The following is a 20,607-nucleotide window of genomic DNA, read 5'->3' on the forward strand; positions in this document are numbered from 1 at the left end:
GGTGGCTCCTCAGGCGCATTGGGCGTGACTTGCACCTTTATTTATGACTTTTCGGCTTTATGCCCGAAACAGCGTCAGAATTCAATCAGTCTACAGGACAGAACGCTGGGAAATTAACAATTTGCAAAGATTTAAACCAGATGCGAGGGATTCCTGAAGCCGCCTCGCACAGGTAATGTCCTGAGCGAGACGCCTGCGCAGGGCTGTTGTACACTGGCGTGAAAGAGTCGTGGTTTAATCAAGGTGGAACGCGTGGAATTACTTTCTCAATATGGGTTGTTTTTGGCCAAAATCGCGACGGTGGTTATTGCTATCGCGGTGATCGCCGTTCTGATTGTCAACCTGACGCAGCGTAAGCGTCAGCGTGGTGAGTTACGCATTACCCGCCTGAGTGAGCAGTATAAAGAGATGCAGGAGGAGATGTCTCTGGCGCTGCTGGACGATCATCAACAGAAGCTGTGGCTAAAGGCCCAGAAGAAAAAACATAAGCAGGACGCCAAAGCCGCGAAGGCGAAAGCAAAGCTCGCTACGCCACAGGCTGACGCAAAGCCGCGCGTTTATGTGCTCGATTTTAAAGGTAGCATGGATGCGCATGAAGTCTCCTCTCTGCGCGAAGAAGTGACGGCGGTGCTGGCTGTAGCGACAGCGCAGGATCAGGTGGTGGTACGCCTTGAAAGCCCGGGCGGGGTCGTGCATGGGTATGGACTGGCGGCTTCGCAGTTACAACGTCTGCGGGAGAAACAGATCCCGCTCACCGTGGCGGTCGATAAGGTTGCGGCGAGCGGCGGCTATATGATGGCGTGCGTGGCGGATAAAATCGTCGCGGCACCGTTCTCGATTATCGGCTCGATTGGGGTGGTCGCGCAGATCCCTAACTTTAATCGTTTCCTGAAAAACAAAGAGATCGACATCGAACTGCACACGGCAGGTCAGTACAAACGCACGCTGACGCTGCTCGGTGAAAATACCGAAGAGGGACGGCAGAAGTTCCGGGAAGACCTGAATGAAACCCACCATCTGTTCAAAGATTTCGTGCACCGCATGCGCCCAATGCTGGATATTGAGCAGGTGGCGACAGGCGAACACTGGTACGGCACACAGGCGCAGGAGAAAGGGCTGGTGGATGAAGTGGGTACCAGCGACGACCTGCTGATCAACCTGATGGAAGGCCGCGAGCTGGTGGGGGTGCGCTTCACCCGACGCAAGCGCCTCATGGACCGTTTTACTAACAGTGCGGCAGAAAGTGCGGACCGTCTGCTGCTACGCTGGTTGCAGCGCGGACAAAAGCCGCTGCTGTAAAGAAAAACGCGAGGCTGATGCCTCGCGTTTTCGTTTTAATCGACCAGGTGGTACTTCTCTGAGAGGGTATGCGCCAGGTATTTAAACATGTTAAACACGGCGGTGCTTTTCGGGGTGGGTAACCCTTGTTCATCAAGGAAGTATTCACCGCTGAATACCAGCACGCCATTACGTTGTTCCACGCCAGTCGCTTCAATCCCCGCCAGGGTGTCTTCATGGTCGCGAATGAGTTTGTTTGCTTCGATAAGCAGAGAAGCTCGGTCAATGGGTTGGGTTGTATTCTGCATATTCCACTCCTTAAACAGTGACAATAGTCTACGCCTGGGTCGCTTCAGGGGCAAATTTTCCCTGTTATCCGAGGGGATAAGGAAAGGGGGCTGGCTGGCGGGATTTGCTTTTGCATGCTAATAAAGTTGCGTAACGAATTTTATCAGGTACAGTGTGCGCTTTCGTCATTCTGGCAACAGAATTGCTTGACATTCGACCGGGAATTCGTCACGAATGAACTTTGATGTGAGAAAAATACCCGAAAACTCAATGACCTGGATGTCGCCATTCTGACGTTCGGTAAGACATAGGGGTTGATATCCCCTGATGACGTCGCAATATCAATGGCTCGTCGTCAGCGGAAGGGAAATCAACGTGCGGCGTATTCCTGGAAGAATTAAATTAGGTAAAGGTGAATATGGGTAAAGCTCTCGTCATCGTTGAGTCCCCGGCAAAAGCCAAAACGATCAATAAATATCTGGGCAATGACTACGTGGTTAAGTCCAGCGTTGGTCACATTCGCGATTTGCCGACCAGTGGCTCAGCCAGCAAAAAGAGCGCAGACTCTACCTCCACCAAAGGGGCTAAAAAGCCTAAAAAGGATGAACGTAGCGCGCTTGTCAACCGCATGGGTGTTAACCCATGGCACAACTGGGATGCACAATACGAAGTGCTGCCAGGCAAAGAAAAAGTCGTTAATGAGCTGAAACAGCTCGCTGAAAAAGCAGACCACATTTATCTCGCAACCGACCTTGACCGCGAAGGGGAGGCCATCGCATGGCACCTGCGGGAAGTGATCGGGGGTGATGACAAACGCTACAGCCGCGTAGTGTTTAACGAAATTACGAAGAATGCGATTCGTCAGGCGTTTGAGAAGCCGGGTGAACTGAATATTGACCGTGTTAACGCTCAGCAGGCGCGTCGCTTTATGGACCGCGTTGTAGGCTACATGGTCTCGCCGTTGCTGTGGAAAAAGGTTGCTCGCGGCCTGTCTGCGGGGCGTGTGCAGTCCGTGGCGGTTCGTCTTGTTGTAGAACGTGAACGTGAAATCAAAGCGTTCGTCCCGGAAGAGTTCTGGGAAGTGGATGCGAATGTCACCACGCCGGGCGGCGATGCGCTGCCGTTGCAGGTGAGTCACCACCACGACAAACCGTTCCGTCCTGAGAATCGCGATCAGACCATGGCCGCCGTGGCGCTGCTGGAAAAAGCGCGTTATCAGGTTCTGGATCGTGAAGACAAACCGACCAGCAGCAAGCCTGGCGCTCCGTTTATCACGTCAACTCTCCAGCAGGCGGCAAGCACGCGTCTGGGTTACGGCGTGAAGAAAACCATGATGATGGCCCAGCGTTTGTATGAAGCGGGTTACATTACCTACATGCGTACTGACTCCACCAACCTGAGCCAGGACGCTGTCAACATGGTGCGCGGCTATATTGAGGACAACTTCGGTAAGAAATACCTGCCGGATAGTCCTAATCAGTACGCCAGCAAAGAGAATTCTCAGGAAGCGCACGAAGCGATTCGTCCTTCTGACGTTTCCGTCCTGGCAGAATCGCTGAAAGATATGGAAGCGGACGCCCAGAAGCTGTATCAGCTGATCTGGCGCCAGTTCGTGGCCTGCCAGATGACGCCAGCAAAATACGACTCCACCACGCTGACCGTTGGTGCGGGCGACTTCCGCCTGAAAGCGCGTGGCCGTATTCTGCGCTTCGACGGCTGGACCAAAGTGATGCCTGCGCTGCGTAAAGGTGATGAAGACAGAACGCTGCCTTCAGTCAACAAAGGTGACGAGCTGTCGCTGGTTGATCTGGTCCCGGCTCAGCACTTCACCAAGCCACCTGCGCGTTTCAGCGAAGCCTCGCTGGTGAAAGAGCTGGAAAAACGCGGCATTGGTCGCCCGTCTACATATGCGTCAATCATTTCGACCATTCAGGATCGTGGCTACGTTCGCGTTGAGAACCGTCGTTTCTATGCTGAAAAAATGGGTGAGATTGTCACCGACCGCCTGGAAGCGAACTTCCGCGAGTTGATGAACTATGACTTCACCGCGCAGATGGAAGACAGCCTCGATGAGGTTGCCAGCCATAAGGCGGAGTGGAAAAAAGTTCTCGACAGCTTCTTCAGCGATTTTACCAACCAGCTTGAGAAAGCTGAGAAAGATCCTGAAGAGGGCGGCATGCTGCCTAACCAGATGGTACTGACCAGCATCGACTGCCCAACCTGTGGCCGTAAAATGGGGATCCGTACCGCAACCACGGGCGTGTTCCTCGGCTGTTCCGGATATGCACTGTCGCCGAAAGAGCGTTGCAAAACCACCATCAACCTCGTGCCGGAGAACGAAGTTCTCAACGTGCTGGAAGGTGACGATGCGGAAACCAACGCACTGCGCGCAAAACGCCGCTGTAAGAAATGCGGCACGGCGATGGACAGCTACCTGATCGATCCAAAACGTAAACTGCACGTTTGTGGTAATAACCCGACCTGCGATGGTTATGCGATCGAAGAAGGTGAGTTCCGCATCAAGGGCTATGACGGTCCGATCGTTGAGTGTGAGAAGTGTGGTTCCGAAATGCACCTGAAAATGGGACGCTTCGGTAAGTACATGGCATGCACCAACGACGACTGTAAAAATACGCGTAAGATCCTGCGTAACGGTGAAGTTGCCCCGCCGAAGGAAGATCCGGTTCCGCTTCCTGAGCTGCCGTGCGAGAAGTCTGACGCTTATTTCGTGCTGCGTGACGGCGCTGCCGGGGTATTCCTGGCGGCCAACACCTTCCCGAAATCGCGCGAAACCCGCGCGCCGCTGGTAGAAGAGCTGTACCGCTTCCGCGATCGTCTGCCGGAGAAACTGCGTTACCTGGCCGATGCGCCACAGCAGGATCCGGAAGGCAACAAAACTGTGGTGCGCTTCAGCCGCAAAACGAAGCAGCAGTACGTTGCGGCTGAAAAAGAGGGTAAAGCGACCGGCTGGTCAGCCTTCTTTGTCGACGGTAAATGGGTTGAAGGCAAAAAATAATCTTCTCTTACCGTAACTTACCTGTGAAAGGGCCGGACTTCCGGCCCTTTTTTATTACGTTATTATTATTTTTTGTTCCGTACTATACAGCCTGGCTATAAATGATATAGTGGTTATAGTTAACCCGTTTCTTATTATCAAATCGTCTTAAGCGATTGACGCATGCGCTAAATCGGATGGTCTGGCATGAAATTACAGCAGCTTCGCTATATCGTTGAGGTCGTCAATCATAACCTCAATGTCTCTTCCACCGCAGAAGGTCTTTATACCTCACAGCCCGGCATCAGTAAGCAGGTGCGTATGCTGGAGGATGAGTTAGGTATTCAGATATTTGCCCGCAGTGGTAAGCACCTGACTCAGGTCACGCCAGCAGGACAGGAAATTATTCGCATCGCACGGGAAGTGCTCTCCAAAGTCGACGCCATTAAATCCGTCGCCGGGGAACATACCTGGCCGGATAAAGGCTCTCTGTATATTGCCACCACGCACACCCAGGCGCGTTATGCGCTTCCCGGGGTCATCAAAGGTTTCATCGAACGCTATCCCCGCGTTTCCCTGCATATGCACCAGGGTTCGCCGACGCAAATCGCAGAGGCCGTGTCAAAAGGTAATGCAGACTTTGCTATCGCGACCGAAGCCCTTCATCTGTACGATGATCTGGTCATGCTGCCGTGCTACCACTGGAACCGCTCCATTGTCGTGACTCCTGACCACCCGCTGGCAGGGAAGGGAGAAGTGACAATTGAAGAGCTGGCGCAATATCCGCTGGTGACCTATACCTTTGGCTTTACGGGCCGTTCCGAGCTGGACACCGCGTTTAACCGCGCCGGATTAACACCACGGATTGTCTTTACGGCGACAGACGCGGACGTCATAAAAACGTACGTGCGTCTGGGCCTGGGCGTGGGGGTTATTGCCAGTATGGCGGTGGATCCAGTATCAGACCCGGATCTGGTGCGTCTGGATGCGCATGATATTTTCAGCCACAGCACCACCAAGATAGGTTTTCGCCGCAGCACGTTCCTGCGCAGCTATATGTATGATTTTATTCAACGCTTCGCGCCCCATTTAACGCGGGACGTGGTGGATACCGCTGTGGCGTTACGCTCTAATGAAGACATAGAAGAGATGTTTAAAGACATCAAACTTCCCGCCAAATAATCACACCCGGTATCTTTCTTCTGTGGAAAGATACCGTCATTCCCCTTCAAACCTGAATTAGAATTATCATCATCTACGCCCACTGTCATATATCGTCATAACCCATTTAATGACTATGGTTTTACTGTCGCAAATTTGCGACAAAAGTAGAAACTAATTTACAGGTGTGCAAATTATTCTTTTCAATTATTTATTTCTGGTCAAAAGATTGAATTTTCCCAGGCCCAGATACGTAAATTCACTGGCTTTTCGGCTAAAGTTTCTTTAGGATTTATCTCATCGGATGATTACTTGTGCCAATTGTTTGGTCTCTAAATGATAAGCGATGTCGATTGTATGAGGTTAGCAATGCCGTCAGGAAGTGAAGAACCGCAAAGGGATCCCGCGCTTAAGCGTAAAGCCTGGCTGGCGGTATTTCTTGGCTCTGCCCTGTTCTGGGTGGTGGTTGCTCTTCTTGTCTGGAATTACTGGGGTTGATTATGGTCATGACGGTGCGTACAGAAGCGAGAAAAGAGATGTGTCAGCTTCGTGACAATGCTCACAAAGCCCGTAAAGCGCCAGCAACCAGCGTGCCAGCCTCCTGGAAACTGACGCCTCAGCAGCAGGCCTTTATTGATGTGTTCGCGGAAGACGAACCCAAAAAACAATAATTTCGGTTTTTGCGTAACGATGCAAATAGTCTGAATAAAGACTGTGCACTTTTGTACTCTTTAATAAATACACATCAGCAATATAGAACGAGGGCAGACCTCGCAACCTTAAATAATTAAAGTCTGGTGTCCCTATGATGAATAACATGACAACCGTAAAATACTGGTCATGGCTCGGCGTATTCTCGGCGTCGATCCTCTTCTGGTGTCAGCTTCTCTGGCTGGCCTTACACTAAATCGTAAAACCTCGCCACGGCGGGGTTTTTTGTTTTATCCCCCGCGTTGGACCATTCCTAAATTTATCAATTTGGGTTGTTATCAAAACGTTACGACATCTTTGTGTTATCTTTAATTACAGCCCTGATGATTGTCAGGACATCCCTGTTTTAAGGAGGAGCTTATGTCGTTAACCCTACGCGAAGCCAGTAAGGATACATTACAGGCGGAAAATAAAACCTGGCGCTACTACAGCTTACCGCTGGCGGCCAGAACGCTTGGGGACATTTCGCGGTTACCCAAGTCGTTGAAAGTCTTACTGGAAAACCTCTTGCGCTGGCAGGATGGCGACTCGGTTACCGAGGAGGATATCCAGGCTCTGGCAGGGTGGCTGAAAAATGCTCATGCAGACAGAGAAATTGCCTATCGCCCGGCCAGGGTGTTGATGCAGGATTTCACCGGCGTACCAGCGGTTGTGGATTTGGCCGCCATGCGTGAAGCCGTTAAGCGTCTTGGGGGCGATACCGCTAAGGTTAATCCCCTGTCCCCGGTAGACCTCGTCATCGACCACTCCGTCACCGTCGACCACTTCGGTGATGACGACGCTTTCGGCGAAAACGTCCGTCTGGAGATGGAACGCAACCACGAACGCTACGTATTCCTGAAATGGGGTCAGCAGGCGTTCAGCCGCTTCAGTGTTGTTCCCCCGGGAACCGGAATTTGCCACCAGGTCAACCTGGAATATCTTGGCAAAGCCGTCTGGAGTGAATTGCAGGATAAAGAGTGGGTGGCTTACCCGGATACGCTGGTGGGCACCGACTCACACACCACCATGATTAACGGCCTTGGCGTACTCGGCTGGGGCGTTGGCGGTATCGAAGCGGAAGCGGCCATGCTCGGCCAGCCGGTATCAATGCTCATTCCGGATGTGGTGGGCTTTAAGCTGACCGGTAAGCTGCCCGAAGGCATTACCGCCACGGATCTGGTCCTGACGGTCACCCAGATGCTGCGCAAGCATGGCGTGGTAGGTAAATTCGTTGAATTTTATGGCGATGGCCTGGATTCACTGCCGCTGGCGGACCGCGCCACCATCGCTAATATGGCGCCGGAATACGGCGCGACCTGCGGCTTTTTCCCGATTGATAGCGTAACGCTTGAGTATATGCGCCTCAGCGGTCGCAGCGAGGAGCAGGTGGCACTCGTTGAGGCTTACACCAAAGCGCAGGGCATGTGGCGTAACCCGGGTGATGAGCCGGTATTTACCAGTACGCTGGAACTGGATATGGGCACCGTTGAGGCAAGCCTCGCAGGGCCTAAGCGTCCCCAGGACCGCGTCGCCCTGAGCAACGTTCCGAAAGCGTTTGCCGCCAGCAATGAGCTGGAGGTCAATGCCGCGCAAAAAGATCACCGTCCGGTGGACTACGTTCTGAACGGGCATCAGTATCAACTCCCTGACGGCGCCGTAGTGATCGCCGCTATTACCTCCTGTACCAACACGTCCAACCCGAGCGTGTTAATGGCAGCCGGGCTGCTGGCGAAAAAAGCGGTAGAGTTGGGACTTAAGCCACAGCCGTGGGTGAAAGCCTCCCTGGCGCCTGGTTCAAAAGTGGTTTCCGATTATCTGGCGCAGGCCAGACTCACGCCTTACCTCGACGAGCTGGGCTTTAACCTGGTGGGTTACGGCTGTACGACCTGCATCGGGAACTCTGGTCCATTGCCTGAACCTATTGAAGTGGCGATCAAGCAAGGTGATTTGACCGTTGGCGCGGTGCTTTCCGGTAACCGAAACTTTGAAGGGCGTATTCATCCGCTGGTGAAAACCAACTGGCTGGCCTCGCCGCCGCTGGTTGTGGCCTATGCTCTGGCCGGAAACATGAACATTAATCTGGCGACCGATCCGATTGGTCACGATTGCAAGAATGAACCGGTTTATCTGAAAGATATCTGGCCATCATCGCGTGAAATTGCGCGCGCAGTCGAGAAAGTCTCCACGGAGATGTTCCGCAAAGAATATGCCGAAGTATTTGAAGGTACGGAGGAATGGAAAGCGATCGACGTGGTGGGTTCCGATACCTATGACTGGCAGAATGACTCCACCTATATTCGCCTGTCTCCATTCTTCGATGAGATGCTGGCGGAGCCTGCACCGCTGAAAGATATTCACGGCGCGCGGATCCTGGCGATGCTGGGGGATTCCGTCACAACCGACCATATCTCTCCGGCGGGGAGTATCAAGGCGGACAGCCCGGCTGGTCGGTATCTGCAAAGTCGAGGCGTGGAACGTCGCGATTTCAACTCCTACGGTTCGCGTCGCGGTAACCACGAAGTGATGATGCGCGGAACATTTGCCAACATCCGCATTCGTAATGAAATGGTGCCGGGCGTGGAAGGGGGCATGACGCGTCACCTGCCGGATACGGAGGTCATTTCGATTTATGACGCTGCCGTGAAGTATCAGCAGGAAGGGACGCCGTTGGCGGTTATTGCCGGGAAAGAATACGGTTCCGGCTCCAGCCGTGACTGGGCGGCGAAAGGCCCGCGCCTGCTTGGAGTTCGCGTGGTCATTGCCGAATCCTTTGAACGTATCCACCGTTCAAACCTGATCGGAATGGGGATCCTGCCGCTGGAATTTCCACAGGGCGGGACGCGTAAAACGCTGGGGCTGACCGGAGAAGAGCAGATTGATATCAGCGGTCTGCAAAATCTGCAACCGGGTAAAACGGTGCCAGTGAAGTTAACGCGTGCAGACGGTACAACAGAAGTGCTGGAATGCCGGTGTCGTATAGATACGGCCACGGAGCTGACCTATTACCAGAACGACGGCATTTTGCATTATGTAATCCGTAAGATGCTGGACTGATAAAACTCGCCCGGCACATGTGCCGGGCGTTTTGCATTTACTCGCTCAGCAGGTGGCCCATTTTGGCGGCTTTAGTATCAAGATAGTGCGCGTTTTTCGGGTTACGGCCAACAATCAGCGGCACGCGTTCCACGATATTGATGCCCGCTTCAGTGAGGATCTCCACTTTCTTCGGGTTGTTAGTCAGCAGGCGCACTTCGTCCACGCCCAGCAGCTTGAACATATCTGCGCACAGGGTGAAATCGCGCTCGTCGGCAGCAAAGCCGAGCTGATGGTTCGCTTCGACAGTATCGTAGCCCTGATCCTGCAACGCATAGGCGCGGATTTTATTCAGCAGGCCGATATTACGTCCTTCCTGACGGTGATACAGCAGAACGCCACGTCCTTCCTCTGCGATATGAGAAAGGGCGGCTTCAAGCTGGAAACCGCAGTCGCACCGCAGGCTGAACAGCGCGTCACCGGTCAGACACTCTGAATGAACGCGGGACAACACCGGCGTTTGTCCCGAAATGTCGCCGAATACCAGGGCGACGTGATCTTGCCCGGTTGCCAGTTCTTCAAAACCCACCATCAGGAAATCGCCCCATGGGGTTGGCAGTTTGGCTTCTGCCACACGTTTAAGCTGCATGTGATTCTCCAGACCAGGCTGACACGTTTCGTGCCTTTGCCCCATTTTGCTTTCTGTATTGGACTATTTTGCCACAAGCCCGGCAACTTCACCTAATCGCCACCACGTTATACGGACGTTAAACGCACGATCCGACATCTCCACCAGAATGATGAAATTCAGTTATGATTGTGGTGCTTAGTGAAAAAGGAGAGGACATGCTTTCAATTGCCAGACGAACGGCCGCAGGCGCCGCCGTATTGCTTGTTATACCCCTGGTCGTTTGGTTCTCCGGCTGGATGTGGCAGCCAGAACAAAACGAGACGTGGCTGAAAGCCTTATACTGGATAACCGAGACGGTCACCCAGCCGTGGGGGATTATTACGCACGTGCTGCTCTGTGCCTGGTTCCTGTGGTGCCTGCGCTTTCGCCTTCGCGCGGCGCTGGTACTCTTTGCCATTCTTGGCGGAGCCATACTTATCGGGCAGGGGGTGAAGTCGTGGGTGAAAGATCGTGTGCAAGAACCCCGTCCTTTCGTCGTCTGGCTGGAAAAAACGCACCATGTTCCGGTGGATGAGTTCTACAATTTAAAGCGTAAAGATCGCGGTGCGCTGGTAAAGGAGCAGCTTGCGGAACAACAGGATATCCCGACTTTTTTACGCAAACACTGGCAAAAAGAGACCGGCTTTGCGTTTCCTTCCGGGCATACCATGTTTGCAGCCAGCTGGGCGTTACTTGGCGTGGGTCTGCTGTGGCCGCGTCGGCGTACCCTCACGATTGCGATTTTGCTGGTCTGGGCGTCAGGCGTAATGGGCAGCCGGATGCTGCTGGGAATGCACTGGCCGCGTGATTTGGTGGTGGCAACGCTGATCTCGTGGGTACTTGTGACGCTGGCGTCCTGGCTTGCACAACGTTTCTGTGGACCACTGACGCCGCCGCCGGAAGAGAAGGAAGAAATCGCCGAAAGGGAGTCTGGCGGAATCTGAAGGTTGATATTCCGCACTTTGACCATAAATCCATGTAGGGCGCGTTACTTTTTCCGTTTCGCGTCCGTCACTAAAATGGTAGCTTATAAGGCTGATTGCAGTGAGTTGAACACGCTTTATACGCTCGAACCACATAACGGGAAGTCATGTGAAATATTTACTCATTTTCTTACTGGTGTTGGCGATTTTTGTCATTTCAGTCACATTGGGCGCGCAAAACGATCAACAGGTAAGTTTCAACTATCTGCTGGCGCAGGGCGAGTACCGGGTGTCGAGCCTGCTGGCTGTGTTATTCGCGGCGGGTTTTGTCATTGGCTGGCTTGTATGCGGCCTGTTCTGGCTGAAGGTTCGTGTTTCTCTTGTTCGCGCTGAACGTAAAATTAAACGACTTGAACATCAACTTACGCCTGCGACTGACATTCCGGCGAGCTCTGGTGTGCCGGTAGTCAAGGAATAATCGAATATGCTGGAGTTGTTGTTTCTGCTTTTGCCTGTCGCCGCAGCCTATGGCTGGTATATGGGCCGCAGAAGCGCGCAACAAACAAAACAGGATGAAGCGAACCGACTCTCCCGTGATTATGTTGCGGGGGTGAACTTCCTGTTGAGCAATCAGCAGGATAAAGCGGTGGATCTGTTCCTCGACATGCTTAAAGAGGATACCGGCACCGTAGAGGCGCATCTTACCCTGGGTAACCTGTTCCGCTCGCGCGGCGAGGTGGACCGTGCCATTCGTATCCACCAGACCCTGATGGAAAGCGCGTCGTTGACCTATGAGCAACGGCTGCTGGCCGTGCAGCAGCTGGGACGGGATTACATGGCCGCGGGGCTTTACGATCGCGCCGAGGATATGTTCTCCCAGCTCGTGGATGAGACTGACTTCCGCATCGGTGCGCTTCAGCAACTTCTGCAAATCTACCAGGCCACCAGCGACTGGCAAAAAGCGATTGATACCGCCGAACGGCTGGTCAAACTCGGCAAAGATAAACAGCGCGTCGAAATTGCCCACTTCTACTGCGAGCTGGCCCTTCAGCAGATGGGTAGCGATGACATGGATAAAGCCATGGCGTTGTTAAAGAAAGGCGCCGCGGCCGATCGCAACAGCGCCCGCATCTCGATTATGATGGGCCGGGTCTTTATGGCTAACGGCGATTACGCCAAAGCCGTGGAGAGCCTGCTTCGTGTTATCGATCAGGACAAAGAGCTGGTCAGCGAAACGCTGGAAATGCTGCAAACCTGCTATCAGCAGCTTGATAAGCAGGACGAGTGGGTGGCGTTCCTGCGCCGCTGTGTTGAAGAAAACACCGGGGCCACAGCCGAGCTGATGCTGTCTGATGTCGTTGAACAGCACGAAGGGAGTGATACTGCACAGGTTTATATTACCCGTCAGTTGCAGCGTCATCCTACGATGCGCGTCTTCCACAAATTGATGGACTACCACCTCAATGACGCGGAAGAAGGGCGCGCTAAAGAGAGCCTGATGGTGCTGCGAGACATGGTGGGCGAACAGGTACGGAGCAAACCGCGCTATCGCTGCCAGAAATGCGGCTTCACCGCGTACTCGCTCTACTGGCATTGTCCTTCATGCCGTGCCTGGTCCACCATTAAGCCAATCCGTGGCCTGGACGGGCAGTGATTTTTTAAAACGCCGCAATTTAGTTACAACATACTAATGGTTGCAGTAACTTCGTCAGCACCGTGCGGTCTGGGGTTCAGCAGGAAAAGCATTCGATTCTGTTCATTTACCCCGAGGGCAGGTAGAATGCACGCCGTTTATCTGTTCCGCGCCGCTGCGCGCCCATAGACGAAAAGGGCTGGTCATGACGTCTGTTACATCCTCCACTTCCCGCGTAGTTACCGATTCTCCCGTAGTTGTTGCTCTGGATTACAATAACCGTGACGCTGCACTGGCCTTTGTCGAGGGTATTGATCCCCGCGATTGCCGTCTGAAAGTAGGCAAAGAGATGTTTACGCTGTTCGGTCCGCAAATCGTCCGCGATCTGCACCAGCGGGGTTTCGACGTTTTCCTCGACCTGAAATTCCACGATATTCCGAATACCACTGCGCATGCCGTGGCTGCGGCGGCTGAACTGGGCGTGTGGATGGTTAACGTTCATGCATCCGGCGGAGCACGCATGATGACGGCGGCGCGTGAAGCGCTGGTGCCGTTCGGCACTGACGCTCCGCTTCTGATCGCCGTCACCGTGCTGACCAGTATGGATGAATCTGACCTGCGCGACCTGGGTGTGACATTGTCACCTGCCGGGCACGCGGAGCGTCTCGCGCGCCTCACGCAACAGTGTGGGCTTGATGGCGTAGTCTGTTCAGCGCAGGAGGCGGTTCGCTTCAAATCTGAGTTAGGCCGCGATTTTAAACTGGTGACGCCAGGTATCCGTCCGGCAGGCAGCGCAACAGGGGATCAGCGACGCATCATGACGCCAGAACAGGCGTTAAGCGCGGGGGTGGACTATATGGTGATCGGCCGTCCGGTGACGCAAGCCGCTAACCCGGCAGAGGCCCTGAAAGCGATTAATGCATCACTGAAAAAGGGGGCATAATGCGTGACGCCAACAGTCGTCTGGTCTATTCAACCGATACCGGGCGCATAGAAGAGCCAAAAGAGAAAGCCGAACGTCCGAAAGGCGATGGCATCGTGCGTATTCAGCGTCAGACCAGCGGCAGAAAAGGTAAAGGCGTTTGCCTTGTCACCGGCCTTGATCTGGATGATGCAGACCTGGCAAAACTCGCCGCGGAGCTTAAAAAGAAGTGCGGATGCGGTGGGGCAGTAAAAGATGGCATTATTGAGATTCAGGGTGATAAACGGGATTTAATTAAAACGCTGCTGGAAGCCAAAGGAATGAAAGTCAAACTGGCGGGCGGCTAAAATAAATGAGCCACGGACATTGCCGTGGCTCTTTTTTTTACGTGCGTAAGTCAGACCTGAAAATACAAAATATATTATTTTACCGGTGAGAGCCGTTATGGTGATTATTTGCCCACCTGGTGACCGATAATACCACCTACGGCAGCACCACCTAATGTACCCAGCGTACTACCATCCGTTAATACTGCACCACCAAGCGCACCAGCACCGGCACCAATCGCGGTATTACGGTCACGTTTAGACCAGTTAGAGCAAGCGCTCAGGGACATTGCTACAGTGATTGCCAGAACAGCGGCGGCTAATTTTTTGCTGGTAAAGGTCATAATACTTTCTCCTGAATTATCGATTCACGGAAAGGAATGCACTTTAAGTATAGACAATATCCATACTTAAATTCTTTTCCCGTGAAAGCTGGTCGCGCAGGCGTTTCATCATCACGCAGGTGATAGTCACTTCCTGTTATATCGCTAATATTAATTTTACGTGTTTAGAACGGTTTCAACAGGTAAAAACTCTTAAAGGAAGGGTCGGAATACTCTCAGAGAAAGGTTTAAGTGCGCCCATTATTCGGGCGCAGCAGGATAATCAGGCCGTTTTTTTCACAATATCGACCGTCAGGCCGTCTTGTTCTAATTGCTGGCGATATTCATCTCGCAACCGCTCATCCGTAATCACACGGCTGAAGCGCGAAGCCGGACCCATCGTATAGGGGTGCACGGCGCCAAACTTAGAGCTGTCGGTCAGCACAATCGCTTCACACTCTTTGGCGAGCACGGCGTTAACCACGTCGGTACGCATCATGTCGCGCCCGGTAAAGCCGGTCTCAGGCTGCCAGCCGTCAATACCAATGAACGCTTTGCTGAAGTGGACCTGCTGAACATATTGACGCGTTAAAGGTCCCACCATGCTTTCGCTTTTTTTCTGGTAAATGCCGCCCAGCAGAATCACCTCGCAGCGAGTTTCCTTCAACAGGTGGGCGATATAGCTACTGACGGTGATGATGGTAATGTCTTTTTGTTCGGCAAGCGTGCGTGCCAGAAGGGCGTTACTGCTGCCATTTTCAATAAAGACGGTCTCACCGTTATTCACCAGGGATGCAGCAAACTCCGCCAGTTCCCGCTTGAGCGCATAATTGTTCATCATGCGGGTTTCAACATCCTCACTGTCCAGTGGGACGGCATAACCGTGCGCACGACGCAGGTAGCTCTGTTTTTCCAGAAGATTCAGATCCTGGCGGATGGTGACTTCAGAAACGCCGGTGGCTTTAGCGAGATCGACCACGCTCACGCGTCCCTGATCGATCACCATCTGCAAAATGATTTGTTGTCGGGAATTCATAGCATCCATTTAAAAGGCTAGGGCGGAAACGACGTGGTTACACTTCCCACGGGGCTTTTGGTTGAGTGGATCCTGGTGCGTTATCAGCGCCGTTCTCAGCCAGCAGTTCAGACTTGAGGATCTCAAGATTACGGATAGCAGAGTGATAATCGCCCGCGACGAGAATATCCAGCACAGTATCAATACGCTGTGCCACGGCTGCTGCATCAATGTTAGACATAAGCTCACCCTGAAGCGAAAAGTTAATATTATCAATGATGCAGAAAATTGATTCAAAAGAGAAGGTGAAAAATGCAATAACCAAAGTTCATCAATGAGAGTGATAAATTTAACCCCCGTATGCTGCGGATTGTAGGGGTGGATTAGTCTAAAACTGCGCGCAACGCGCTTTTTTATAAGAGGAATTCGACTATGACAGTTATCAACCAGACAACCTGCACCTTGTTTACTGATGCTGAACGATTCACTCAACTGGCGGCTTATTATGAGGCCGAACGGCGCACGGTGTGGATGATGTTACGTGCCGCCCCGCGGCCTTGTTTCAACCACGCGCTGATCGAGGAGATCATGAACCTCTCCTGGCTGGTACGGCAGTCAGGATTTATCGTGGATTTTTGGGTGACCGGATCGCTGGTCCCCGAAATATACAATACGGGTGGTGATTTACACTTCTTCGTTGAGTGCATCAAAAATAACCGACGCGAAGCGTTACGCGCCTATGCCCGGGCCTGCGTGGACTGCGTGCATGCCGCCTCGCGAGGGTTTGACACCGGTGCGGTCACGCTGGCCATGGTGGAAGGAAGCGCCTTAGGGGGCGGGTTTGAGGCTGCGCTGGCGCACCATTTCATACTGGCCCAGCGCGATGCCCGTTTAGGCTTTCCTGAAATCGCGTTCAATCTCTTCCCGGGTATGGGGGGCTATTCACTGGTGGCGCGCCGTGCTGGCATGAAAATGGCGGAGGAGCTGATCTATAAAGGTGAGTCGCATACGGCGGAATGGTATGAGCAGCACGGCCTTGTGGATGTCTTATTCGAGCCGTTACAGAGCTATATGTCGGTGCGGACATTTATCGATACGCTGCAACCGAAGCTGAACGGCGTCAGGGCCATGTTGCGCGCCCGTACGCGTGTTTTGCCGCTTCCAAGGAGCGAACTGATGGACATTACCGAGGATTGGGTTGATGCCGCCTTCTGCCTTGAACCGAAAGATATCGCCTACATGGAGCGGCTGGTTATGCTGCAAACTCGCCATCAGGCGACGGGCTTACACAAAGCCAGCTAACGGACATGCCTGGCCTGATAACGCTTTAGCCATCGCTCAAATGCGGCAGCGGGCATGGGCTTAGCAAACAGATAACCCTGCCGTTCGTTGACGCCATTCTTCGTCAGAAAGGCGTCTTCTTTTGCGCTCTCCACGCCTTCAGCAATGACCTGCAAATTCAGCGCCTGCGCCACGGCGACTATCGCGCGCACCAGCGACTGTGAAATGGACTGTTTATGGATATCCCGCACGAAAGACTGGTCGAGCTTAATGGCATCGATAGGGAATCGCGCCAGTTGCGACAGGGAAGAGTAGCCCGTACCGAAGTCATCCAGGTGAATTTGCGCACCCAGGCGGCTGAATTGCTGGATCACTGACAGGGCCAGCTCTTCATTTTGCCACCTGACGCACCACATCGAGCATAACCCAGCGGCCAAGAGGCACAATTAGCCCCGACTCCTCGGCGTAGGAGATAAATTCCATCGGCGGGATCAGGCCGCGTTCTGGCGACTGCCAGCGCACCAGCGCCTCCAGACTTCTGACTTCGCCGCGCCAGGTCATTTTCGGCTGGTAGTGGATCAGCAGCTGATCGTTATCCAGCGCTTTACGCAGGTTGGTATCCAGCCAGAGATATTCAAATACCCGCTGATTCATCTCTGGCGAGAAAACGCAGAATTTACCCCGACCATTTTCTTTGGCGGTGTACATGGCGGTGTCGGCATTGCGAATGACGCTTTCGCGATCGTTACCATGCTGGGGCGCAAGCGCAATGCCCAGCGAGCAGCCGGTGTAAACCTCTATCAGCCCGATGCGGAAAGGCTGACGCAGTCGGGTCAGAATGCGTGACGCCATGGCTTCCAGCGCGCCCTGCGAGGTATCGGTGGCCAACACGATAAACTCATCCCCGCCCAGGCGCGCCAGGGTTTGTCCTTCGTCCAGGCAGCTCAGGATCGCCAGCGCAACGGCCTGGAGTAACTGGTCGCCAAACATGTGCCCATAGGCATCGTTCACTTTTTTAAAGTTATCCAGATCGAGATACACCACGCCCACCTGCGTGTCACCTCGTGCGGTGATGGAATCGGAGATCAGCTCATGGATGGCATTTCGGTTAGGCAAACCGGTTATCGTATCCGTATTGGCGAGAACGCGCAGGCGCTCCTGGGCCCGGCGCTCTTCCGTTATGTCGGTACCCGAACAGATGAGGAAAATTTCATTTTTCCCGCTGCCGCTGTGAACGAATTTATTTCTGAAGAGAAACAGGCGTTGCCCCTTGCGGGTCTTGATCCAGCGTTCGACTTCGTACGAACTGCCGTTACGAAAAAAACCGGTGATGTTGCGTTTGGAGGCGGCGGCTTCGCTACGGCTCATAAACAGTTTGAACACGTTTTGTCCGATGACTTCCTGTTCCTTCAGGCCCGTATATTCCTCACTTAAACGGTTGAAGCGCTGAATATTCCCGTTCTGGTCGAGGATCACAATCACGGAGTTAGCCTCGGAAACCACCTGTTCGGCGAAGGAGAGCCCTTGCGCCAGGTCGCGCGCCACGGAAGGGGTATCGTTCCAGGCTGATGCCGTTCCTGCCCACTCATTTTTGTTAATTTTACGGCCAACAAGATGGACGGGAACCTCCACACCGTACAGTGGCAGAGTCATGGCAATGCTGGAGGTGATCACGGTTAGCTGGCGAATCAGCGCGGCCTGCTCATCATCCAGCGCAACGACCTGAATGATGTCAGCACTTTCACTGGCAGCAAGATGCAGAGCATTGCTGTCTGCTGTCAGTCGCCACCAGGGGCTATGCGTACCCATGTAACGAAACAGCAAATTCTGCTCCAGATCGTCCAACACGTTTTCTCCCGCGTCTGCTGAGTAGCGCACACATTATTCAGTTGCAGTCGACAATGACGGCTCTCTTTTACTGTAGATAATTCTGGCGAAATGTGGCGGCGGGAAAACGAAAAGTGTGAGAAAAAACGATGATTTTTCGGGAGATAATACAGGAGAGAACTCCCGGCAGCCCCTGAACGGGAAGGCCGGGAGTTTGCGCGGTTATCAGGCGACAGGGCGCGCGATAATGCTGCGGGTTTCCATACGGACTTCAGCGATGGTGACATCAATCACGTCTGTGACCTTGTATACCGTTTCGCCTTTAATTTGCACGGTCCCGTTTTCCTGGCTACAAACCAGTTCATCGCGAACGGCGTGCAGGAACGGGGCAGGGATAAAGGCAACGGCGCCATTATCTACCAGACGAACGCGCATACCGCCGCGGCTGATATCGATGATTTCAGCCGGGAAGCGGGTGTCAGTCCCCGCCTTATCATTCAGGAAGCGCGCGTACAACCAGTCACCGACATCACGCTCCGCCATACGGTTGAGACGGCGACGCTCTGCCATCTGCAACGTCGTATCATCCTGAGGGCGCGCAACAGATTCACCTTTAATGATCGCTTTCAGCAGACGATGGTTCACCATGTCGCCGTACTTACGGATCGGAGAGGTCCAGGTCGCGTACGCCTCAAGACCGAGACCAAAGTGCGGGCCTGGCTCGGTGCTGATTTCCGCAAAGGACTGGAAGCGGCGAATACGGCTGTCAAGGAACCCTGACGGCTGTGCGTCCAGCTCGCGGCGCAGTTTGCAGAAACCCTGAAGGGTAAGCACTTCCTCAGGATCAACGTGTACGTCATGAGTTTTCAGCAGGGCAGCCAGCGCTTCGGTGTTCGCCGGATCAAACCCGGTGTGCACGTTGTAAATGCCAAAGCCTAATTTGTCGCGCAGCACGCGTGCGGCACAAATGTTGGCGGAAATCATCGCTTCTTCAACGATGCGGTTGGCAATACGGCGCGGCTCAGCGACGATATTCAGCACTTCACCTTTTTCACCCAGCACAAAACGGTAGTCCGGACGATCTTTGAAGACCAGCGCGTGGGTTTGACGCCATTCGCTGCGGCTCAGACAGACGCGGTGCAGCAGACGAATTTGTGCAGCAATAGTGTCGGACTCGGGTTTCCAGCTGCCCGTATTCTCCAGCCAGTCGGATACGTTGTCATAGGCCAGCTTGGCTTTGGATTCGATGGTGGCGGCGAAGAACTCGATGTCCTCTTCAATGGTACCGTCAGCCGCGATGGTCATGCGACAGGCGAGCACCGGACGCACTTCATGCGCACGCAACGAGCAAAGGTCGTCGGAGAGTTCACGCGGCAGCATCGGAATGTTAAAGCCCGGCAGGTAGTTGGTGAACGAACGCACTTTGGCCATCTCGTCCAGCTTGCTGCCTTCAACAATCCATGCGGTAGGATCGGCGATGGCGACGGTCAGATGCAGCTTGCCATCGGCTGTCTCTTCGGCATACAGCGCATCGTCCATATCCTCGGTGCTGGCGCTGTCGATGGTAACAAAGTCCAGCGCCGTCAGATCGCGACGTTCCAGACCTTCGTCCTGCATTTCAGTTGCCACGCCATCAGGGGCTTCTTTTTCGAGGTTGTGGCGCGCCAGCGTCACCCACCAGGGGACGAAATGGTCGTCGCCGAAGGTGATGTACTGGGTTAGCTCTGCGTAGAAACCGCGATCGCCTTTTAACGGATGACGGCGCATCTCAGCCACCGCCCAGTCCCCCTCAACAAAATCATGCTCAACGCCACGCGCGGCGCGGCACGGAATAGCATCTTTCAGGAGAGGATGATCCGGCACGACAGAAAGACGATCGTCTTTTTTATGCACTTTCCCGACAAAGCGGGTCAGGAAAGGTTCGATCAGTGCTTCCGGCTCGGCAGATTCTCGTTCCTTTTCGGTATGAATAACGGCCGAAATGCGGTCGCCATGCATCACTTTCTTCATCTGAGGAGGCGGAATGAAGTAGCTCTTCTGACCGTCAACTTCAAGAAAGCCAAAGCCCTTTTCCGTGGCTTTTACGACCCCTTCTGCACGCGGCGTCTGGGAATGCAGTTGCTGTTTAAGCTGCGCTAGCAGCGGGTTGTCCTGAAACATAATGTTCTATTTTCGTAGCCATTGAGCGGCTGACAGTTTTACGCGAATCTCACTGCTACAGCAAGCGCTCTTTAGGTAA

The 20,607-nt window shown here is 53.6% G+C and carries 19 protein-coding genes and 1 pseudogene; 13 read left to right on the top strand and 7 right to left on the bottom strand.

Annotated elements, in window-relative coordinates:
- Positions 1–252: 252 nt before the first annotated feature.
- Complete coding sequence (gene sohB, locus BH712_RS01455; protein WP_032673863.1) at positions 253–1,299, top strand: protease SohB; 1,047 nt, start codon at positions 253–255, stop codon at positions 1,297–1,299.
- A 35-nt stretch (positions 1,300–1,334) separates the two neighbouring features.
- On the opposite strand, the gene BH712_RS01460 is transcribed toward sohB, so the two are convergent.
- Positions 1,335–1,586 carry a YciN family protein gene (locus BH712_RS01460; protein WP_003856804.1) on the bottom strand — a complete coding sequence of 84 codons (252 nt, stop codon included), beginning with the start codon at positions 1,584–1,586 and terminating at the stop codon, positions 1,335–1,337.
- A gap of 398 nt (positions 1,587–1,984) precedes the next feature.
- Between BH712_RS01460 and topA the strand changes: the two genes are divergently transcribed.
- From topA to acnA, 6 genes are all read left to right on the top strand, one after another.
- On the top strand, positions 1,985–4,582 hold the full coding sequence (topA, locus tag BH712_RS01465; protein ID WP_006810845.1) for a type I DNA topoisomerase: 2,598 nt from the start codon (positions 1,985–1,987) through the stop codon (positions 4,580–4,582).
- 186 nt (positions 4,583–4,768) lie between these two features.
- Entirely contained in the window at positions 4,769–5,743 is a 975-nt protein-coding gene (gene cysB, locus BH712_RS01470) for an HTH-type transcriptional regulator CysB (protein WP_006810844.1), read from the top strand.
- A gap of 336 nt (positions 5,744–6,079) precedes the next feature.
- Entirely contained in the window at positions 6,080–6,220 is a 141-nt protein-coding gene (locus BH712_RS01475; RefSeq protein WP_213083754.1) for a YmiA family putative membrane protein, read from the top strand.
- 8 nt (positions 6,221–6,228) lie between these two features.
- Complete coding sequence (locus BH712_RS24860) at positions 6,229–6,393, top strand: hypothetical protein (protein ID WP_162183706.1); 165 nt, start codon at positions 6,229–6,231, stop codon at positions 6,391–6,393.
- 137 nt (positions 6,394–6,530) lie between these two features.
- Positions 6,531–6,629 carry a small membrane protein YmiC gene (gene ymiC / locus BH712_RS25045; RefSeq protein WP_032103392.1) on the top strand — a complete coding sequence of 33 codons (99 nt, stop codon included), beginning with the start codon at positions 6,531–6,533 and terminating at the stop codon, positions 6,627–6,629.
- Positions 6,630–6,793: 164 nt separating this feature from the next.
- Positions 6,794–9,469, top strand: coding sequence for an aconitate hydratase AcnA (gene acnA, locus BH712_RS01490; protein WP_006810842.1), 2,676 nt, complete (start codon positions 6,794–6,796; stop codon positions 9,467–9,469).
- A gap of 37 nt (positions 9,470–9,506) precedes the next feature.
- Here the strand turns inward: acnA and ribA are convergent, their stop codons facing one another.
- Entirely contained in the window at positions 9,507–10,097 is a 591-nt protein-coding gene (gene ribA / locus BH712_RS01495; RefSeq protein ID WP_003856813.1) for a GTP cyclohydrolase II, read from the bottom strand.
- A gap of 197 nt (positions 10,098–10,294) precedes the next feature.
- Between ribA and pgpB the strand changes: the two genes are divergently transcribed.
- The 5 genes from pgpB (at position 10,295) to yciH (ending at position 13,943) form a co-directional block, all read left to right on the top strand.
- The gene (pgpB, locus tag BH712_RS01500) at positions 10,295–11,062 is read left to right on the top strand and encodes a phosphatidylglycerophosphatase B (protein WP_032673862.1); all 768 of its coding nucleotides are present in this window, start codon (positions 10,295–10,297) and stop codon (positions 11,060–11,062) included.
- A gap of 148 nt (positions 11,063–11,210) precedes the next feature.
- Positions 11,211–11,519, top strand: coding sequence for a LapA family protein (locus BH712_RS01505; protein WP_006810839.1), 309 nt, complete (start codon positions 11,211–11,213; stop codon positions 11,517–11,519).
- A 6-nt stretch (positions 11,520–11,525) separates the two neighbouring features.
- Positions 11,526–12,695, top strand: coding sequence for a lipopolysaccharide assembly protein LapB (gene lapB, locus BH712_RS01510; RefSeq protein WP_006810838.1), 1,170 nt, complete (start codon positions 11,526–11,528; stop codon positions 12,693–12,695).
- Positions 12,696–12,879: 184 nt separating this feature from the next.
- On the top strand, positions 12,880–13,617 hold the full coding sequence (gene pyrF / locus BH712_RS01515) for an orotidine-5'-phosphate decarboxylase (protein WP_006810837.1): 738 nt from the start codon (positions 12,880–12,882) through the stop codon (positions 13,615–13,617).
- Positions 13,617–13,943, top strand: a complete 327-nt coding sequence (gene yciH / locus BH712_RS01520) for a stress response translation initiation inhibitor YciH (protein ID WP_006810836.1) — start codon at positions 13,617–13,619, stop codon at positions 13,941–13,943. The genes pyrF and yciH overlap by 1 nt, the downstream gene beginning before the upstream one ends.
- Before the next feature lie 104 nt (positions 13,944–14,047).
- On the opposite strand, the gene osmB is transcribed toward yciH, so the two are convergent.
- From osmB to BH712_RS01535, 3 genes are all read right to left on the bottom strand, one after another.
- On the bottom strand, positions 14,048–14,266 hold the full coding sequence (gene osmB, locus BH712_RS01525; protein WP_003856823.1) for an osmotically-inducible lipoprotein OsmB: 219 nt from the start codon (positions 14,264–14,266) through the stop codon (positions 14,048–14,050).
- Positions 14,267–14,528: 262 nt separating this feature from the next.
- Positions 14,529–15,281, bottom strand: coding sequence for a DNA-binding transcriptional regulator YciT (yciT, locus tag BH712_RS01530; RefSeq protein WP_032673861.1), 753 nt, complete (start codon positions 15,279–15,281; stop codon positions 14,529–14,531).
- A gap of 37 nt (positions 15,282–15,318) precedes the next feature.
- On the bottom strand, positions 15,319–15,501 hold the full coding sequence (locus BH712_RS01535; RefSeq protein ID WP_032674108.1) for a YciZ family protein: 183 nt from the start codon (positions 15,499–15,501) through the stop codon (positions 15,319–15,321).
- Positions 15,502–15,692: 191 nt separating this feature from the next.
- Here BH712_RS01535 and BH712_RS01540 point away from each other — a divergent pair, with 191 nt between their 5' ends.
- Positions 15,693–16,562 (top strand): crotonase/enoyl-CoA hydratase family protein, encoded by an 870-nt coding sequence (locus BH712_RS01540; protein WP_006810833.1) that lies wholly within the window; start codon positions 15,693–15,695, stop codon positions 16,560–16,562.
- On the opposite strand, the pseudogene pdeR reads toward BH712_RS01540, so the two are convergent.
- Both pdeR and BH712_RS01550 read right to left on the bottom strand, forming a co-directional pair.
- Positions 16,559–18,389: pseudogene (gene pdeR, locus BH712_RS01545) on the bottom strand (cyclic di-GMP phosphodiesterase). The gene BH712_RS01540 and the pseudogene pdeR sit on opposite strands and share 4 nt — an antisense overlap.
- 204 nt (positions 18,390–18,593) lie before the next feature.
- Positions 18,594–20,528, bottom strand: a complete 1,935-nt coding sequence (locus BH712_RS01550; protein WP_006810830.1) for an exoribonuclease II — start codon at positions 20,526–20,528, stop codon at positions 18,594–18,596.
- Positions 20,529–20,607: the final 79 nt, after the last annotated feature.

Origin of the sequence: Enterobacter hormaechei ATCC 49162 (genome assembly GCF_001875655.1) — a bacterium.
GTDB lineage: Bacteria > Pseudomonadota > Gammaproteobacteria > Enterobacterales > Enterobacteriaceae > Enterobacter > Enterobacter hormaechei.

What these genes read in the sequence shown, in the direction of transcription:
- osmB (WP_003856823.1), bottom strand. Translation starts at nt 14,266, where the DNA reads ATGACCTTTACCAGCAAAAAATTAGCCGCCGCTGTTCTGGCAATCACT.
- acnA (WP_006810842.1), top strand. Translation starts at nt 6,794, where the DNA reads ATGTCGTTAACCCTACGCGAAGCCAGTAAGGATACATTACAGGCGGAA.
- BH712_RS01540 (WP_006810833.1), top strand. Translation starts at nt 15,693, where the DNA reads ATGACAGTTATCAACCAGACAACCTGCACCTTGTTTACTGATGCTGAA.
- topA (WP_006810845.1), top strand. Translation starts at nt 1,985, where the DNA reads ATGGGTAAAGCTCTCGTCATCGTTGAGTCCCCGGCAAAAGCCAAAACG.
- BH712_RS01460 (WP_003856804.1), bottom strand. Translation starts at nt 1,586, where the DNA reads ATGCAGAATACAACCCAACCCATTGACCGAGCTTCTCTGCTTATCGAA.
- pyrF (WP_006810837.1), top strand. Translation starts at nt 12,880, where the DNA reads ATGACGTCTGTTACATCCTCCACTTCCCGCGTAGTTACCGATTCTCCC.
- yciT (WP_032673861.1), bottom strand. Translation starts at nt 15,281, where the DNA reads ATGAATTCCCGACAACAAATCATTTTGCAGATGGTGATCGATCAGGGA.
- cysB (WP_006810844.1), top strand. Translation starts at nt 4,769, where the DNA reads ATGAAATTACAGCAGCTTCGCTATATCGTTGAGGTCGTCAATCATAAC.
- pgpB (WP_032673862.1), top strand. Translation starts at nt 10,295, where the DNA reads ATGCTTTCAATTGCCAGACGAACGGCCGCAGGCGCCGCCGTATTGCTT.
- BH712_RS01535 (WP_032674108.1), bottom strand. Translation starts at nt 15,501, where the DNA reads ATGTCTAACATTGATGCAGCAGCCGTGGCACAGCGTATTGATACTGTG.
- ribA (WP_003856813.1), bottom strand. Translation starts at nt 10,097, where the DNA reads ATGCAGCTTAAACGTGTGGCAGAAGCCAAACTGCCAACCCCATGGGGC.
- BH712_RS24860 (WP_162183706.1), top strand. Translation starts at nt 6,229, where the DNA reads ATGACGGTGCGTACAGAAGCGAGAAAAGAGATGTGTCAGCTTCGTGAC.
- lapB (WP_006810838.1), top strand. Translation starts at nt 11,526, where the DNA reads ATGCTGGAGTTGTTGTTTCTGCTTTTGCCTGTCGCCGCAGCCTATGGC.
- yciH (WP_006810836.1), top strand. Translation starts at nt 13,617, where the DNA reads ATGCGTGACGCCAACAGTCGTCTGGTCTATTCAACCGATACCGGGCGC.
- BH712_RS01475 (WP_213083754.1), top strand. Translation starts at nt 6,080, where the DNA reads ATGAGGTTAGCAATGCCGTCAGGAAGTGAAGAACCGCAAAGGGATCCC.
- BH712_RS01550 (WP_006810830.1), bottom strand. Translation starts at nt 20,528, where the DNA reads ATGTTTCAGGACAACCCGCTGCTAGCGCAGCTTAAACAGCAACTGCAT.
- ymiC (WP_032103392.1), top strand. Translation starts at nt 6,531, where the DNA reads ATGAATAACATGACAACCGTAAAATACTGGTCATGGCTCGGCGTATTC.